At 36.2% G+C, this 13,677-nt stretch carries 17 protein-coding genes and 1 riboswitch; of the genes, 16 read left to right on the top strand and 1 reads right to left on the bottom strand.

The features are described 5' to 3' along the window. Window positions 1-27: 27 nt before the first annotated feature. From MRBLBA3_RS03720 to MRBLBA3_RS03685, 8 genes are all read left to right on the top strand, one after another. Entirely contained in the window at window positions 28-1,812 is a 1,785-nt protein-coding gene (locus MRBLBA3_RS03720) for an acyl-CoA dehydrogenase family protein (RefSeq protein ID WP_088008554.1), read from the top strand. Window positions 1,813-1,949: 137 nt separating this feature from the next. Continuing rightward, the gene (locus tag MRBLBA3_RS03715) at window positions 1,950-2,672 is read left to right on the top strand and encodes an MBL fold metallo-hydrolase (protein ID WP_363379796.1); all 723 of its coding nucleotides are present in this window, start codon (window positions 1,950-1,952) and stop codon (window positions 2,670-2,672) included. 3 nt (window positions 2,673-2,675) lie between these two features. Then, window positions 2,676-3,233: a TetR/AcrR family transcriptional regulator gene (locus MRBLBA3_RS03710; RefSeq protein ID WP_363379794.1), complete on the top strand. Its 558-nt coding sequence runs from the start codon at window positions 2,676-2,678 to the stop codon at window positions 3,231-3,233. Window positions 3,234-3,702: 469 nt separating this feature from the next. Continuing rightward, window positions 3,703-4,419: a CPBP family intramembrane glutamic endopeptidase gene (locus tag MRBLBA3_RS03705; protein WP_363379792.1), complete on the top strand. Its 717-nt coding sequence runs from the start codon at window positions 3,703-3,705 to the stop codon at window positions 4,417-4,419. A 143-nt stretch (window positions 4,420-4,562) separates the two neighbouring features. After that, the gene (locus MRBLBA3_RS03700; protein WP_002089398.1) at window positions 4,563-4,748 is read left to right on the top strand and encodes a hypothetical protein; all 186 of its coding nucleotides are present in this window, start codon (window positions 4,563-4,565) and stop codon (window positions 4,746-4,748) included. Window positions 4,749-4,761: 13 nt separating this feature from the next. Then, complete coding sequence (locus MRBLBA3_RS03695; RefSeq protein WP_002015950.1) at window positions 4,762-5,010, top strand: spore coat protein; 249 nt, start codon at window positions 4,762-4,764, stop codon at window positions 5,008-5,010. Between the two features lie 244 nt (window positions 5,011-5,254). After that, complete coding sequence (locus MRBLBA3_RS03690) at window positions 5,255-6,205, top strand: L-lactate dehydrogenase (protein WP_002079696.1); 951 nt, start codon at window positions 5,255-5,257, stop codon at window positions 6,203-6,205. A gap of 22 nt (window positions 6,206-6,227) precedes the next feature. After that, window positions 6,228-7,241: a PTS transporter subunit IIC gene (locus MRBLBA3_RS03685; RefSeq protein WP_000666164.1), complete on the top strand. Its 1,014-nt coding sequence runs from the start codon at window positions 6,228-6,230 to the stop codon at window positions 7,239-7,241. 55 nt (window positions 7,242-7,296) lie between these two features. On the opposite strand, the gene MRBLBA3_RS03680 is transcribed toward MRBLBA3_RS03685, so the two are convergent. Continuing rightward, window positions 7,297-7,944: a phosphatase PAP2 family protein gene (locus MRBLBA3_RS03680; RefSeq protein ID WP_363379790.1), complete on the bottom strand. Its 648-nt coding sequence runs from the start codon at window positions 7,942-7,944 to the stop codon at window positions 7,297-7,299. A gap of 144 nt (window positions 7,945-8,088) precedes the next feature. Between MRBLBA3_RS03680 and MRBLBA3_RS03675 the strand changes: the two genes are divergently transcribed. The 8 genes from MRBLBA3_RS03675 (at window position 8,089) to MRBLBA3_RS03640 (ending at window position 13,667) form a co-directional block, all read left to right on the top strand. Continuing rightward, window positions 8,089-8,616, top strand: a complete 528-nt coding sequence (locus tag MRBLBA3_RS03675; protein ID WP_000830433.1) for a hypothetical protein — start codon at window positions 8,089-8,091, stop codon at window positions 8,614-8,616. 501 nt (window positions 8,617-9,117) lie between these two features. Continuing rightward, a complete protein-coding gene (locus MRBLBA3_RS03670) occupies window positions 9,118-9,483 on the top strand; it encodes an arsenate reductase family protein (RefSeq protein WP_000218970.1) in 366 nt (121 codons plus the stop codon). A 41-nt stretch (window positions 9,484-9,524) separates the two neighbouring features. Beyond that, entirely contained in the window at window positions 9,525-9,908 is a 384-nt protein-coding gene (gcvH, locus tag MRBLBA3_RS03665) for a glycine cleavage system protein GcvH (protein WP_000026895.1), read from the top strand. A 375-nt stretch (window positions 9,909-10,283) separates the two neighbouring features. Continuing rightward, complete coding sequence (locus tag MRBLBA3_RS03660) at window positions 10,284-10,628, top strand: toprim domain-containing protein (RefSeq protein WP_000640865.1); 345 nt, start codon at window positions 10,284-10,286, stop codon at window positions 10,626-10,628. Window positions 10,629-10,631: 3 nt separating this feature from the next. Then, window positions 10,632-10,940, top strand: coding sequence for a thioredoxin family protein (locus tag MRBLBA3_RS03655; RefSeq protein WP_080120005.1), 309 nt, complete (start codon window positions 10,632-10,634; stop codon window positions 10,938-10,940). A 154-nt stretch (window positions 10,941-11,094) separates the two neighbouring features. Continuing rightward, window positions 11,095-11,439, top strand: a complete 345-nt coding sequence (locus MRBLBA3_RS03650) for a hypothetical protein (protein WP_363379788.1) — start codon at window positions 11,095-11,097, stop codon at window positions 11,437-11,439. A 125-nt stretch (window positions 11,440-11,564) separates the two neighbouring features. Then, window positions 11,565-11,672, top strand: a riboswitch (SAM riboswitch). A 311-nt stretch (window positions 11,673-11,983) separates the two neighbouring features. After that, the gene (locus MRBLBA3_RS03645) at window positions 11,984-13,009 is read left to right on the top strand and encodes a methionine ABC transporter ATP-binding protein (RefSeq protein WP_000601785.1); all 1,026 of its coding nucleotides are present in this window, start codon (window positions 11,984-11,986) and stop codon (window positions 13,007-13,009) included. After that, window positions 13,002-13,667: a methionine ABC transporter permease gene (locus MRBLBA3_RS03640; RefSeq protein ID WP_002129754.1), complete on the top strand. Its 666-nt coding sequence runs from the start codon at window positions 13,002-13,004 to the stop codon at window positions 13,665-13,667. The genes MRBLBA3_RS03645 and MRBLBA3_RS03640 overlap by 8 nt, the downstream gene beginning before the upstream one ends. Window positions 13,668-13,677: the final 10 nt, after the last annotated feature.

Raw genomic sequence — 13,677 nt, 5'->3', positions numbered from 1 at the left:
TATGAAAATATGAAGGAGGAAATTTTCATGGAAAAAACAGTAGGAAGTGCGGTTAAAGGCGGTAGCTTTTTAGTAGATGAGATTACGATTGATCAAGTGTTTACGCCAGAAGATTTTTCATCTGAGCATAAAATGATTGCAAAAACGACAGAGGACTTTATCGTAAATGAGGTTCTTCCGGAGCTTGAATATTTAGAGCAACACGAGTTTGATCGTTCTGTGCGTCTTTTAAAAGAAGCTGGTGAACTTGGTTTACTAGGCGCTGACGTACCAGAAGAGTACGGCGGAATTGGTCTTGATAAAGTAAGCTCAGCGTTAATCGCAGAGAAATTCTCTCGCGCAGGTGGCTTTGCAATTACTCACGGTGCTCACGTAGGTATCGGATCGTTACCAATCGTATTATTCGGTAACGAAGAGCAAAAGAAAAAATATTTACCACTACTTGCAACTGGTGAAAAATTAGCTGCATACGCATTAACAGAGCCAGGTTCAGGATCTGACGCATTAGGTGCAAAAACAACTGCACGTTTAAATGCTGAAGGTACACATTACGTATTAAATGGTGAAAAACAATGGATTACAAACTCTGCATTCGCTGATGTATTTGTTGTATATGCCAAAATAGATGGTGAGCACTTCTCAGCATTTATCGTAGAGAAAGAGTATCCAGGCGTATCTACAAGCCCAGAAGAAAAGAAAATGGGTATTAAATGTTCTTCAACTCGTACGTTAATTTTAGAAGATGCATTAGTACCGAAAGAAAATCTACTTGGTGAAATCGGTAAAGGTCATATTATCGCGTTCAACATTTTAAATATCGGTCGTTATAAATTAGGTGTTGGTACAGTTGGATCTGCGAAACGTGCAGTAGAAATTTCAGCACAATATGCAAATCAACGTCAACAGTTCAAACAACCAATCGCTCGCTTCCCATTAATTCAAGAGAAACTTGCGAATATGGCAGCAAAAACATATGCAGCTGAAAGCTCTGTATATCGTACAGTAGGTTTATTCGAAAGCCGCATGAGCACATTATCTGAAGAAGAAGTAAAAGATGGTAAAGCAGTAGCAGCTTCTATCGCTGAATATGCAATTGAGTGCTCTTTAAATAAAGTATTCGGTTCTGAAGTACTAGATTATACAGTAGATGAAGGTGTTCAAATTCACGGTGGTTACGGATTTATGGCAGAGTACGAGATTGAAAGAATGTACCGTGACTCTCGTATTAACCGTATTTTCGAAGGAACGAACGAAATTAACCGCCTAATCGTACCTGGTACGTTCTTACGTAAAGCGATGAAAGGTGAATTACCACTTCTTCAAAAAGCACAAAAATTACAAGAAGAGTTAATGATGATGATGCCAGAAGAAGTAGGCGATGAGCCATTAGCACTTCAAAAATATTTAGTAACTAACGCGAAGAAAATCGGTTTAATGGTAGCTGGATTAGCTGCTCAAAAATACGGTAAAGCATTAGATAAAGAGCAAGAAATTCTTGTGAATATCGCTGACATCGTAAGCAACCTATACGCAATGGAGTCAGCTGTTCTTCGTACAGAAAAGGCAATTAAAACAACTGGTCTTGAAAAGAATAAACAAAAAGTGTTATACACTGAAGTATTCTGCCAAGAAGCATTCAACGAAATCGAAGCAGATGCGAAAGAAACACTTATTGCAGTTGAAAATGGTGACATGCTGCGAATGATGTTATCATCATTACGCAAATTAACTCGCCACACACCACTTAACGTAATTCCGAAGAAGCGTGAAATTGCTGCGAAAATTTTAGAAGATGAGCGTTACACAGTTTAATAGCTGTAAAGAACAGTAGTCGTTTATACGACTACTGTTCTTTTTTTGAAAAAATGAAATTTTTAGTGACATAAAACTAATTCCGTTAGTATAATAAAACTAATAGCATTAGTTTTTTCGGAAAGGGAGCTGGAAATATGAGAATGATACATGAAAAAACGGTATATCAATTGTCATTTTTACCAAGAGTGTTTCCTGTGAATTGTTACTTTGTGGAGGAAGAAGATGGTTTAACTTTAATTGATGCGGCTTTGCCATATAGCGCAAAAGGTATTTTACAGGCGGCTGAGAAAATAGGGAAACCAATTACTAAGATTGTATTAACACATGCGCATGATGATCACATCGGTGCACTAGACGCATTAAAGGAAGTACTTCCTAATGTTCCAGTCTATATTTCTAAGCGGGACGCAAAGCTGTTAGAAGGAGATACGTCGTTACAAAAGGATGAACCAAATATACCAATAAAAGGCGGTGTACCTAAAAAGGTAAAAACGGTACCTGATGTTTTATTGGAAGATGGCGACCGAGTTGGATCGCTTCTTGCGATTATGACACCGGGACATACGCCAGGATCCATGTCGTTTCTTGATGTACGAAATAAAGCTCTTATTGTCGGGGATGCCTTCCAAACAAGAGGGGGTATGGCTGTTTCGGGACAAATGAAATTTTGGTTTCCGTTTCCTGCAATGGCAACGTGGAGCAAAGAAATATCATTACAAAGTGCAGAGAAGCTAAGAGAATATGAGCCTTCCTTGCTTGCAGCGGGACATGGAAAAATGATAAAAGATCCAGACGCTGCCATAGAACTTGCTATTAAGGAAGCTAAGCGGAATATAGAAAGTATGAAAGAAGGTTAATTTATGTCACCGAGAATCGGACTTACATTACAAAAAATTGTAGAAACAGCGGCAGAAATTGCAGATGAAAATGGGATACAAGAAGTAACATTAGCATCATTAGCACAAAGGTTGGGGATACGTTCGCCCTCTCTATATAATCATGTGAAAGGTTTACAAGATGTACGGAAAAATCTTGGTATTTACGGAATAAAACAGCTGCATAACAGACTGGAAGAAGTGGCCGAGGATAACCGTATGGATGAAGCAATTCATGCTTTAGGAGAAGCGTATGTAGCATTCGTCCGCAAACATCCTGGGTTGTATGAAGCAACCTTTTTACGAGATGAAGAAGTAAGAAAAGCAGGTGACGGAATTGTAAAGCTTTGTCTTCAGATTTTACAACAATACGGATTAGAGGGAGAGAATGCACTTCATGCGACACGTGGATTCAGAAGTATTTGCCATGGATTTGCGTCGATTGAACAGCAGGGTGGATTTGGTTTGCCGCTAGATTTAGATAAAAGTTTACATGTATTATTAGAAACGTTTATTAAAGGATTACATGTAATGAAAGATTGAATAGGAAGTGAGACAACCTGAAACCTTAGAAGTGATTCTAAGGTTTTTTAGTGCATATGATTCCAAAAGAACAGTAGGCTTTTTCTCATTAAATGATATTATTTTGCAGGTTTGAAAAATGTGTATATGGCTAAGGAAAAGCAAACGAAAATAAATGCAATAGGATCTTGATAGGGATTAGGTTCAGAGCCCTTCTGGATTTCTGTAAGGAAGTCATGTGTTTTCATGTTCATTTCTCCTTTAATTAATAAGTTTTATATGATGCGAGGGTTATGGTGGATAGATAAGGAATTTTTGAAATTTCATCTAATAATTATTCTACAGTAATCTAATTCCAAAAACTATATAATACAAAGCTTTCATGATATGTAAAATTGTATATTATTCTTTTTGAAAATTTTGTTATATTATCTATATATTTGTATTAAAGGGTTTTTGTTAAGGTAATGAAAACAAATGGAGGAATAGTATGAGAAAAACAGTATTAGACGCGTATAATGCAGAAAGAGAAGTAGATAACATAACATATAAAAATCTAGTGGTAACGATTGCAAGCATTCTAGGGTTCTCACTCTTAGGGGGATTATTCCTTGCTTTAGCCCTTGGAATTTTTGGAGAAGAGGTATTACGTGCTAATTTAGAGGGATATTATTTACTTCTATTTGATGCAGCTGTTGTTACTATTGTTTTATTTGCTTATAAACCAGTGCTTCATTTTATTAAGAACATTTGGGATGTATCTGTTTTAAAAAATGGGAAAACCTACTTGTATTTATTAATAGGTTTTATCATCATTGCATTAACTCAGTATGTAATGTTAGAGTTGTTTAGCTTTGAAAGTGCAGAGCAGCAACGAGATCAATTAGGGGGAGAGGCACTTCAAAATAGTTTGATACAAAGCATTATATATGTGTTAAGTGTTGCTATAATTACACCAATTAAAGAAGAAATTTTATATAGAGGTATTTTGTATCGATTTTTTGAAAAGAAATATAGTTTTCTAGTTGGTATCATTATTTCTTCCTTCATCTTTGGGATTCTTCATGGTGGTTTTCCGGTTACGGCAATGATTATGGGAATTGTATTTGCTATGTTATATAAGAAAACACAATCTATTGTACCTAGCATCATTTTACATATTGTATGGAACCTACTTGTGAGTATAAGTATGATTGTTTCTTTATAAAATTGAATGAATATTTAGCAGAAAAGATGAATGGCCTAGCTATTCATCTTTTATTTTGTTTATATGTGGGAAAAGTTAATGAATACAATCCAAAAAGAACCAAATACTAATGATGAATAAACAAAGAAAGGCGGGTATGTTATATGCAAAATTTAACAGAGCTTGAAGTAGAAAACTTACGTCATTTAATTGGTGGACATGCGACGATTATTAACAAATTGGAACAGTATGCACAAGCTTGTACGGACCCACAGCTAAAGCAAATGCTTGAGAAGGATGCGCAAGATGCGCGAAATACGAAACAGCAATTAATGACTTTCCTAGGATAGGAGGAAGCGACAGATGAATGAAAAAGATATGGTAAATGATTATTTAGCAGGATTAAATTCAAGTTTAACAAGTTATGCAAATTATATTTCTCAGTCTGATAATGAACAGTTACATCAAACGTTAATTCAAATTCGTAATCAAGATGAGATGCGTCAACGTAATATGTATGAATACGCAAAGCAAAAGAGTTATTACAAACCGGCAGCACCTGCGAATCCAATGATTGTACAGCAATTAAAAAGTCAATTAAGTGCGGAATAGTAAGAAAAAGAAAACGAGCGAATCCATTCGCTCGTTTTCTTTTTGTACATGTCAATAAATATATAATAAATATTTTTCCAGTTGTAACAAATATGACGAAAATGGAATATAACCATTCACAAAAAGGACAAAAGTTTGTTCAATGTTTCACAAAGTATCCATGGTTTCTATCGTGGGAATCTATATAATTAGGGGTGTAAAGAACAAAAGAAATAGATTATATGATCAATTAGGAGAGATTGCTATGAAACGAAATACAAGAAAAATTGCAATTATCGGTACTGGATTAGTTGGATCAAGTTGTGCATATTCTATTGTCAATCAAGGCATTTGCGAAGAGCTATTATTAATTGATATAAATCATGAACGTGCAGTTGGGGAAGCAATGGATTTATCACACTGCATTAACTTTACAAATACAAGAACAAAAGTATATGCAGGAAGCTATGAAGACTGCAAAGATATGGACATTGTAATTATTACAGCAGGACCAGCGCCGAAGCCTGGACAAAGTCGTTTAGACACTTTAGGAGCAAGCGCTAAGATTATGGAGAGTGTTGTGAATGGCGTAATGGAAAGTGGATTTGATGGCATTTTCTTAATCGCATCGAACCCAGTTGACATTATTACATATCAAGTTTGGAAATTATCTGGTTTACCAAGAAATCGTGTACTTGGTACTGGCACATCACTAGATTCTTCTCGCTTAAGAACAATTTTATCTGAAATGTTACATGTAGATCCTCGTAGTATTCATGGGTATTCATTAGGAGAGCATGGTGATTCTCAAATGGTTGCTTGGTCTCACGTAACTGTTGGTGGAAAGCCAATTCTGCAAATTTTAGAGGAACAAAAAGAACGATTTGGTGAAATAGATTTAGATGAAATTGTTGAGAAGACTGCAAAAGCTGGATGGGAAATTTATAAGCGTAAAGGAACTACTTATTACGGAATCGGAAATTCCCTAGCATATATTGCCCGCTCAATCTTCAATGATGATCACCGTGTTATCGCTGTTTCAGCTATTTTAGATGGCGAATATGGCGAATACGATATTTGTACAGGAGTACCAGCAATTATTACTAGAGACGGTGTAAGAGAAGTGGTAGAACTGAATTTATTAGAAGATGAAGAAAGCCGCTTTGCGAAATCAAACGATGTTTTACGCGATTATATGAAGACAATTGGTTACTAAATTATAGGAGAAGGTGAAACAAATGAAGGAATATATAATGTCTCGTGTGTTTAAAGCTTCTGCCGGAATCGCACAGGGTATTTTCGTATCCCTTGGAATTGGTTTACTGATCGAAAATATAGGAAGAATTGTTGATATCCCATTACTTATTACAATCGGAGTTGTTGCAAAATCACTTATGGCACCAGCAATTGGAGCAGGAATTGCTTTTATGCTTGGTGCAAACGGACTCGTAATTTTCTCAGCAATGGTAGCTGGAGCAATTGGAGCAGGTTCCATTTCAATTACTGAAGCTGGTCTCATTATTAAAACAGGTGAACCAATCGGTGCGTTATTAACAGCGACTTTAGCAGTTTATATTGGTAAACGATTAAGCGGAAAAACTGCTTTAGATATGATGCTCGTTCCATTTGCAGCAATATTAGGTTCTGGTTTAGTCGGTATTTGGTTAGCTCAAAATATTAGCCCAGTTTTAAATGCAGTTGGAGCATTCATTAAAGATAGTTCAGCTGGTAGCCCGTTCGTCGCTTCTATCGTGATTGCTGTAGTTTGGGGATTATTACTTATCTCTCCAGCTTCATCAGCTGCTTTAGCGATAGCACTTAGCTTAGATGGTGTTGCAGGAGGTGCAGCACTTGCAGGATGTGTTGCTCAGTTTATCGGATTCTCTGTTATCTCAGCGAAAGAAAATAATTTAGGTGGAATATTAGCTCAGGCACTTTGTACTCCAAAAGTACAATTGCCGAACATTACTAAAAATCCAATGATTCTCGTCCCAACTGTCGTCGCCAGCGCTATAGTAGGCCCAGTATCAGCATTAATTTTCCAACTGGAAGCAGGGAAAGAAATTGCAGGTCTTGGATTAAGTTCTCTTATCGCACCAATTAATTTAATTTCCAGCCAAGGATGGGAAGTTGTCCCAGCGATGGTAATCACTTATATCATCATTCCAGTAGCTGTTTCTTATATACTTTACATTGCTCTTAAAAAAGCAGGTCGTATTCATTCTGGTGATATGACTGTACCGCAATCTTAAATTGAAAATCTCCTTTTATATAGAGAAAAACAGACTGGAAGCCACAGTCTGCTTTTTACATTTTTTGATTTTGTTTTACTGGAACACGTACGGTTTCTTTTGCTAATAATAACTGAACGCCGAAGTAAAGTATGCTTGCAAGCGTCATTCCAGAAATAGCATCTACAAAAGCATGTTGCTTTGTAAATAGCGTTGATAAAATAATAAGCGTACCGAAGAACGTAAGGATGTAATACTCAAAAGCATGTTGTTCTCTACGTCTAAAGGCAGCTAACATAATTATAAAGGTGGTAAGGACATGAATGCTTGGGAAACAGTTTACTGGTTGATCAATACTATAAATATAGCGGACTAGTTCGGAAAATACGTCCGTTCCAACGACTGTTGGACGTGGTACAGTTGTCTGCCAAAAATAATAAATAGAAAAACAAGCAAGTTTTCCAAGAATTACACTACTTAAAGTGACATAATATTGCTTTCGATCAGCAAAACAGTAATAAATAAGTGCGCCGTATAAGTAAGGAAACCAAAGTAAATAAGGAATAATAAATGCTTTCACAAATGGAATCCAATCATCTACTACAGTTGTGACATCCACTGCGTGAACAGTGGATTTATTTAATACATCGTAAAGGGGACTTACGAGCACGAGTAGAAGTATATAACTTAACGGAAGAAAAGATGAAAGTTTAAAATTCTTCATGATAAGCTCCTATGTTTTAGTAATGTAAGTAAATTCAATTGATTATAATATAGAAAATCCAATTGGGCTATCGATTTCACTTACATTTTCTTGAATTTACCTTACATTTTTGTCACTTGACTTAAAAGAGGGAGAGGGTGCTAAATGAAGCGTTCATTTTATTTCTTAGTTTTTATATTGTTATGCCTAGTGAGTACTGGGTGTGCAAAGGATAAAGAAGGAGAGAAATTAGAATACAACGGGAGAGCACTCGTAATTGGAGTTGTTGGTGAAAAGCCGAAAGATACGTTTAGAAATATAAAGTTTGAAAACGTGAAGTTAGAGGAATTGGAAAAGAAATCTAAGGAAGTGGATGGTTTTCTAATAATGAAAAATCACTTTCAAGAAGCCTCAACAGAGCAGTATAAAGATGTATTTTCATCGCTAAAGAAACCAGTATTTTTTATTGGTTTACAAGATAAATCATATTCAACTTTTATTACAAAAGGGATAGAGTATAACAGTGCACGAAAAGATGTAAATGCTATGTATACGCAAGGTTTTGCAAATATCGGAAGTGGTGAAGGACAACAATGGGCAGTTGGTTTATCGAATGGTGGAAATACAGAAGAAAGTATTCATAATATGTATATCGTAGTATTTCAAACAATTGCAGATTATTTGAATAGATGATGAAGGAGCCTGTAAACGAGGCTTCTTATTTTTTTAAGAAACGTTTGTTTAAGATGTATGTTCGGTAGGAAGAAATCGATGCAGCTCAAGGGTTAACAAAGAAAAATGTGGAATTAATCAAACGTTTGTTTAAGATGTATGTTCGGTAGGAAGAAACCGATGCAGCTCAAAGGTTAACAAAGAAAAGTAGGAAATTAATCAAACGTTTGTTTAAGATGTATGTTCGGTAAGAAGAAACCGATACAGCTCAAGGGCTAACAAAGAAAAATAGGTAGTTAATCAAACGTTTGTTTAAGATATATGTTAGGCGGGTGATGAGAGAAGAATCTAAAAAATTTATATATTTATTTTTTCTTAACAAATGGCGGAAAAATAAGAAAAATTAGCAGGATTATTAAAAATTATCACGAAATAAGTAAAAGTTTAGCGAATAATCGTTTGAAATAATAAAACGTTTTCTATATGATAAAGGTAAAGGTAAGTAAAAAAGTAGGTGAATTTATGACAGTAACATTTTATTCATATCCAAAGTGTGGCACATGTCAAAAAGCAAAAAAATGGTTTGAGGCAAATGATGTAGCATATGAGATGATTCATATTGTTGAAAATCCACCGTCAAAAGAAGATTTACGTAATTTACATGAGAAAAGTGAATTGCCATTAAAAAAATTCTTTAATACAAGTGGAATGCGTTACCGCGAACTTGGTTTAAAAGATAAGTTAAAGGATGCAAGCGAAGACGAAATGTACGAGCTTTTAGCATCTGATGGCATGTTAATTAAACGTCCAATTGTAACAAATGGAACGAGTGTAACACTTGGTTTTAACGAAGAGCAGTTTGAAAGTGTGTGGAAAAAGTACCAATAAGGTATTTTTACATAATTAATACATTCACTGGAGGTACAGTCATGAGCATTCCAAATAATTTACGTTACTCTGAAGAACACGAATGGGTAAAAACAGAAGGTAATGCGGTTGTTATCGGTATTACTCATTTTGCGCAAGGTGAGTTAGGCGATATCGTATTCGTTGAACTTCCTGAAGTAGGTGCAACAATCCAAGCTGACGAGCCATTCGGAAGCGTAGAATCTGTTAAAACAGTTTCTGAATTATACGCACCTGTAAGTGGTAAAGTTGTAGCAGTAAACGAAGAATTAAGTGACCAACCAGAACTTGTTAACGAATCTCCATACGAGGGTGCATGGATGGTTAAAGTTGAACTTTCTGATGCAAGCCAAGTTGAGAAGTTATTAACTGCAGAAAAATATGCAGAAATGACAAACCAAGACTAATTATAGTCGACTAAAGGACAGCCTTTGTGCTGTCCTTTTTTATGTTGTGTTACATAATGAATTTGAAAGCACATATATATTAATTATCATATAGGAGAAGATTTTTGAGAAACTTTTTCGCAGATGTTTCATGTTGATTGAGCGGGTTCTGCTTTTCGTTATGATCCAGCTCCAGCGACTAGATTGTTCGGTGGCTTCGCTTCTTCCTACAAGGCAAAAAGCGCCTTTACGTCAGAAGCTCCATCCCCCTCACAATCTGAGCAAGCCGCTTGCGCTTTTCTTTTGCAAAAATAAACAGGAAACAACATGAAAATAACGAATATACTATATACTAAGTTAAAGGTTGTATAGTATATGGTGATCGGGTGATGACATATGATTTATGTGGAAAAAGTCATTATTGTAGAAGGTAAGTCAGACAGAAGAAAGATTGAATCTATTATTCGTGAACCGGTGGAAATTGTTTGTACAAATGGTACAATTGGTTTGTCGAAAATGGATGAGCTCATTGATCAATTTTTTGATAAGGACGTATATGTGCTAGTGGATGCTGATGATGCAGGGGAAAAGTTAAGGAAACAATTTCGAAAAGAATTTCCGCAAGCAGAGCATATTTATATTGATCGCTCGTATCGCGAGGTGGCGACTGCGCCTTCTTCACATTTAGCAAATGTATTATGGGGAGCTGACATTGACGTTTATACAGAATATTTACGGTAAGGAATGATAGAAGTGATTGACTGGACAGGTACCGAAGCTACAGCTCTAATAGAAAACGAAGAAAAAACAGTGCTATATGTATATACACCAATGTGTGGAACATGCCAATTAGCAAAAAAGATGTTAACGGTTGTCGAGATGACGATTGAAGATTTGAAAATTGGAATGTTAGATTTAAATTATGCTCCGCATTTAGCGAAAGAGTATGGAATCGAAAGTGTGCCGTGTTTACTTATTTTTGAAAATGGGACACTGATGAAGAAGATATATGCATTTCATTCGGTTGAATATTTATATACGGAATTAAAGTAGGCGGCAAAGTTTTTGCCGCCTCGACATATTTCTTGGGAAATATGTCGAGATGCAGGGTGGTTACAGTATTTGTCGAGCGAAAGTTACAGGATTGCTCTTTAGTGAGAGGGAATGGTATGTGTAATAGAAAGTGATATGAAGGATGTGATTTAGGGTGAAATTATATTCTTTGCTACAATCATTTGTAAATTACGCTAATGGTCAATATCATTTAGAACCGCTTTTAAGACAAGGAGAAAGAACTGTTAATTTTCGTTTTGGAGATGAATGCTGTTCATTACAAATTTCAAGGGATTATATTGAACTTTTGAAAGAGGAAAGAGGAACAGAACAAATCGTTTGTGTAGATGAGGAAGATGTAAAACAATTGGTGAACGGAAATGTACGATTGCAAATGTTAATGAATGATGGACGTGTACAATATTCGGGAACGTATCGAACGATGCTAGTAGTCGAATCGATGTTTCATATATGTAAACCGATGTCAGTAGGTGCTTAAAAGTCTGAAGTTTCTTTTTTTACGAAAATTTCTGTTGACATGGCGTATGGATATTGATACAATTCAATTCATAAAATATAGACAATTTAATAAATTACAAATCAGACGAAAATTTAATCTGATTTCTCTTATCAAGAGAGGTGGAGGGACTGTGCCCTGTGAAGCCCGGCAACCGTCAACTTATGTTGAAATGGTGCCAATTCCTGCAAAGCAAATGCTTTGAGAGATGAGAGAGAGGGATAATGTTGTTATATACGCATATAAACCTTTCTGCTTCTCTAAAAGCGGAAAGGTTTTTTTGTTGTTTGAATGTGGAGGACATTCAAATAATAAGAGGAGCTATACCGATGGACTACACGCATCAAAAATAAAAAAATTGCGGAGTCTATCCAAAGTTTTATGAAATCTAGCTCCAGCGGCTAGAACAGTCGGTCGTTTCATCCCTTCCTATGAGGCAAAAAGCGTCTCTACGTCTGGGATTCCAACGCCCTCTTGTTCTAAGCGAGCCGCTTGCGCTTTTTATTTAAAAAAGGGGTGATACACCATGATTCTATTAGAAAATGTAAAGAAAATATATAAGGCAAAAAGCGGTGATGTCACTGCTGTAGATAACGCCAACTTACAAATAGAGAAAGGCGAAATATTTGGTGTTATCGGATATAGTGGCGCTGGGAAAAGTTCTTTAATTAGATTGTTTAATCAGTTAGAGAAACCAACGTCTGGTCAAATTACAATCGCAAATCGTGTAATTTCAGCAATTACAGGAAGTGAACTTCGTAAGGCAAGACAAGAAATCGGAATGATTTTTCAGCACTTCAACTTACTTTGGTCACGAACTGTACGCGAAAATATCGAATTCCCACTTGAAATTGCGGGTGTGGATAAGGCGAAGAGAAGAAAACGTGTTGATGAGTTAATTCATCTCGTTGGATTAGAAGGAAGAGGAGACGCATATCCATCTCAGTTAAGTGGTGGACAAAAGCAGCGCGTTGGGATTGCAAGAGCGTTAGCAAATAATCCACAAGTACTTTTATGTGATGAAGCAACGTCAGCTCTTGATCCAGAAACGACGGATCAAATTTTAGATTTATTATTAGACATTAATAAGCGCCTCAACTTAACAATTGTATTAATTACACATGAGATGCACGTGATTCGGAAGATTTGTAATCGAGTTGCTGTAATGGAGAAAGGGAAGATCGTAGAAACAGGTCCAGTACTTGACGTATTCCGTAACCCACAGCAGGACATTACAAAACGCTTCGTACAGCAATTAACTGATTCTGAAGATACGAATGAAACGATTGAAAGTTTAATAGAAAAATATCCAGATGGAAAAGTGGTTCGCTTGCAGTTTATCGGTGAAGCCGTAGAAAGACCGGTACTTCAAAGGTTAATGCAGCGCGGTGATATAGAAGTTAGCATTTTGCAAGGAAATATCGCACAAACAAATAACGGTTCTTACGGTAGTTTAGTCGTTCATTTAAATGGCGAAGAAACAGCGATCCAGCAAGCGATAGAAGGAATTCATCAAGATCAAGTAGAGCTGGAGGTGATTGCACATGGATAAGTTAATCGCAAATATTGATTGGAATCAAATGTTAGAAGCAACTGGTGAAACGTTATATATGACGGCAATCGCAGCGCTTGCCACATTTGTTTTAGGACTTATTTTAGGACTATTACTCTTTATGACAGCGAAAGATAATTTATGGGAAAACAAAGCAATTAACACGGTGATTGGAGCGTTCGTAAACATTTTCCGTTCTATACCGTTCATCATTTTAATTATTTTATTAATCCCGTTCACAAAGATTCTTCTTGGAACAATACTCGGAGCAAGCGCAGCGCTGCCAGCTTTAATTATTGGTGCAGCACCGTTTTACGCGAGAATGGTTGAAATCGCGCTTCGCGAGATTGATAAAGGTGTAATTGAAGCTTCAAAAGCGATGGGAGCAAAAACAAGCACAATTATTTTGAAGGTGTTAATTCCAGAATCGTTACCAGCGTTAGTATCTGGTATTACGGTTACAACAATTGCTTTAGTAGGCTATACAGCAATGGCAGGAGTTGTTGGTGCTGGTGGCCTTGGAACACTTGCTTATTTAGAGGGGTTCCAGAGAGGAAATAACGATGTAACAATCGTTGCGACAATTTGTGTATTACTCGTTGTATTTTTAATTCAGTGGATTGGTGATAGTTTAACGACTCGAATAGATAAAAGATAATGAAAACAGG

Origin of the sequence: Bacillus sp. LBA3-1-1.1 (genome assembly GCF_040676495.1) — a bacterium.
GTDB classification, from domain to species: domain Bacteria; phylum Bacillota; class Bacilli; order Bacillales; family Bacillaceae_G; genus Bacillus_A; species Bacillus_A nitratireducens.
This window is presented reverse-complemented; position numbering and strand designations above follow the sequence as displayed.

Bases quoted from the DNA above. Each gene is read 5' to 3' on its own strand.
- MRBLBA3_RS03720 (WP_088008554.1), top strand. From the start codon at position 28: ATGGAAAAAACAGTAGGAAGTGCGGTTAAAGGCGGTAGCTTTTTAGTA.
- MRBLBA3_RS03715 (WP_363379796.1), top strand. From the start codon at position 1,950: ATGAGAATGATACATGAAAAAACGGTATATCAATTGTCATTTTTACCA.
- MRBLBA3_RS03710 (WP_363379794.1), top strand. From the start codon at position 2,676: ATGTCACCGAGAATCGGACTTACATTACAAAAAATTGTAGAAACAGCG.
- MRBLBA3_RS03705 (WP_363379792.1), top strand. From the start codon at position 3,703: ATGAGAAAAACAGTATTAGACGCGTATAATGCAGAAAGAGAAGTAGAT.
- MRBLBA3_RS03700 (WP_002089398.1), top strand. From the start codon at position 4,563: ATGCAAAATTTAACAGAGCTTGAAGTAGAAAACTTACGTCATTTAATT.
- MRBLBA3_RS03695 (WP_002015950.1), top strand. From the start codon at position 4,762: ATGAATGAAAAAGATATGGTAAATGATTATTTAGCAGGATTAAATTCA.
- MRBLBA3_RS03690 (WP_002079696.1), top strand. From the start codon at position 5,255: ATGAAACGAAATACAAGAAAAATTGCAATTATCGGTACTGGATTAGTT.
- MRBLBA3_RS03685 (WP_000666164.1), top strand. From the start codon at position 6,228: ATGAAGGAATATATAATGTCTCGTGTGTTTAAAGCTTCTGCCGGAATC.
- MRBLBA3_RS03680 (WP_363379790.1), bottom strand. From the start codon at position 7,944: ATGAAGAATTTTAAACTTTCATCTTTTCTTCCGTTAAGTTATATACTT.
- MRBLBA3_RS03675 (WP_000830433.1), top strand. From the start codon at position 8,089: ATGAAGCGTTCATTTTATTTCTTAGTTTTTATATTGTTATGCCTAGTG.
- MRBLBA3_RS03670 (WP_000218970.1), top strand. From the start codon at position 9,118: ATGACAGTAACATTTTATTCATATCCAAAGTGTGGCACATGTCAAAAA.
- gcvH (WP_000026895.1), top strand. From the start codon at position 9,525: ATGAGCATTCCAAATAATTTACGTTACTCTGAAGAACACGAATGGGTA.
- MRBLBA3_RS03660 (WP_000640865.1), top strand. From the start codon at position 10,284: ATGATTTATGTGGAAAAAGTCATTATTGTAGAAGGTAAGTCAGACAGA.
- MRBLBA3_RS03655 (WP_080120005.1), top strand. From the start codon at position 10,632: ATGATAGAAGTGATTGACTGGACAGGTACCGAAGCTACAGCTCTAATA.
- MRBLBA3_RS03645 (WP_000601785.1), top strand. From the start codon at position 11,984: ATGATTCTATTAGAAAATGTAAAGAAAATATATAAGGCAAAAAGCGGT.
- MRBLBA3_RS03640 (WP_002129754.1), top strand. From the start codon at position 13,002: ATGGATAAGTTAATCGCAAATATTGATTGGAATCAAATGTTAGAAGCA.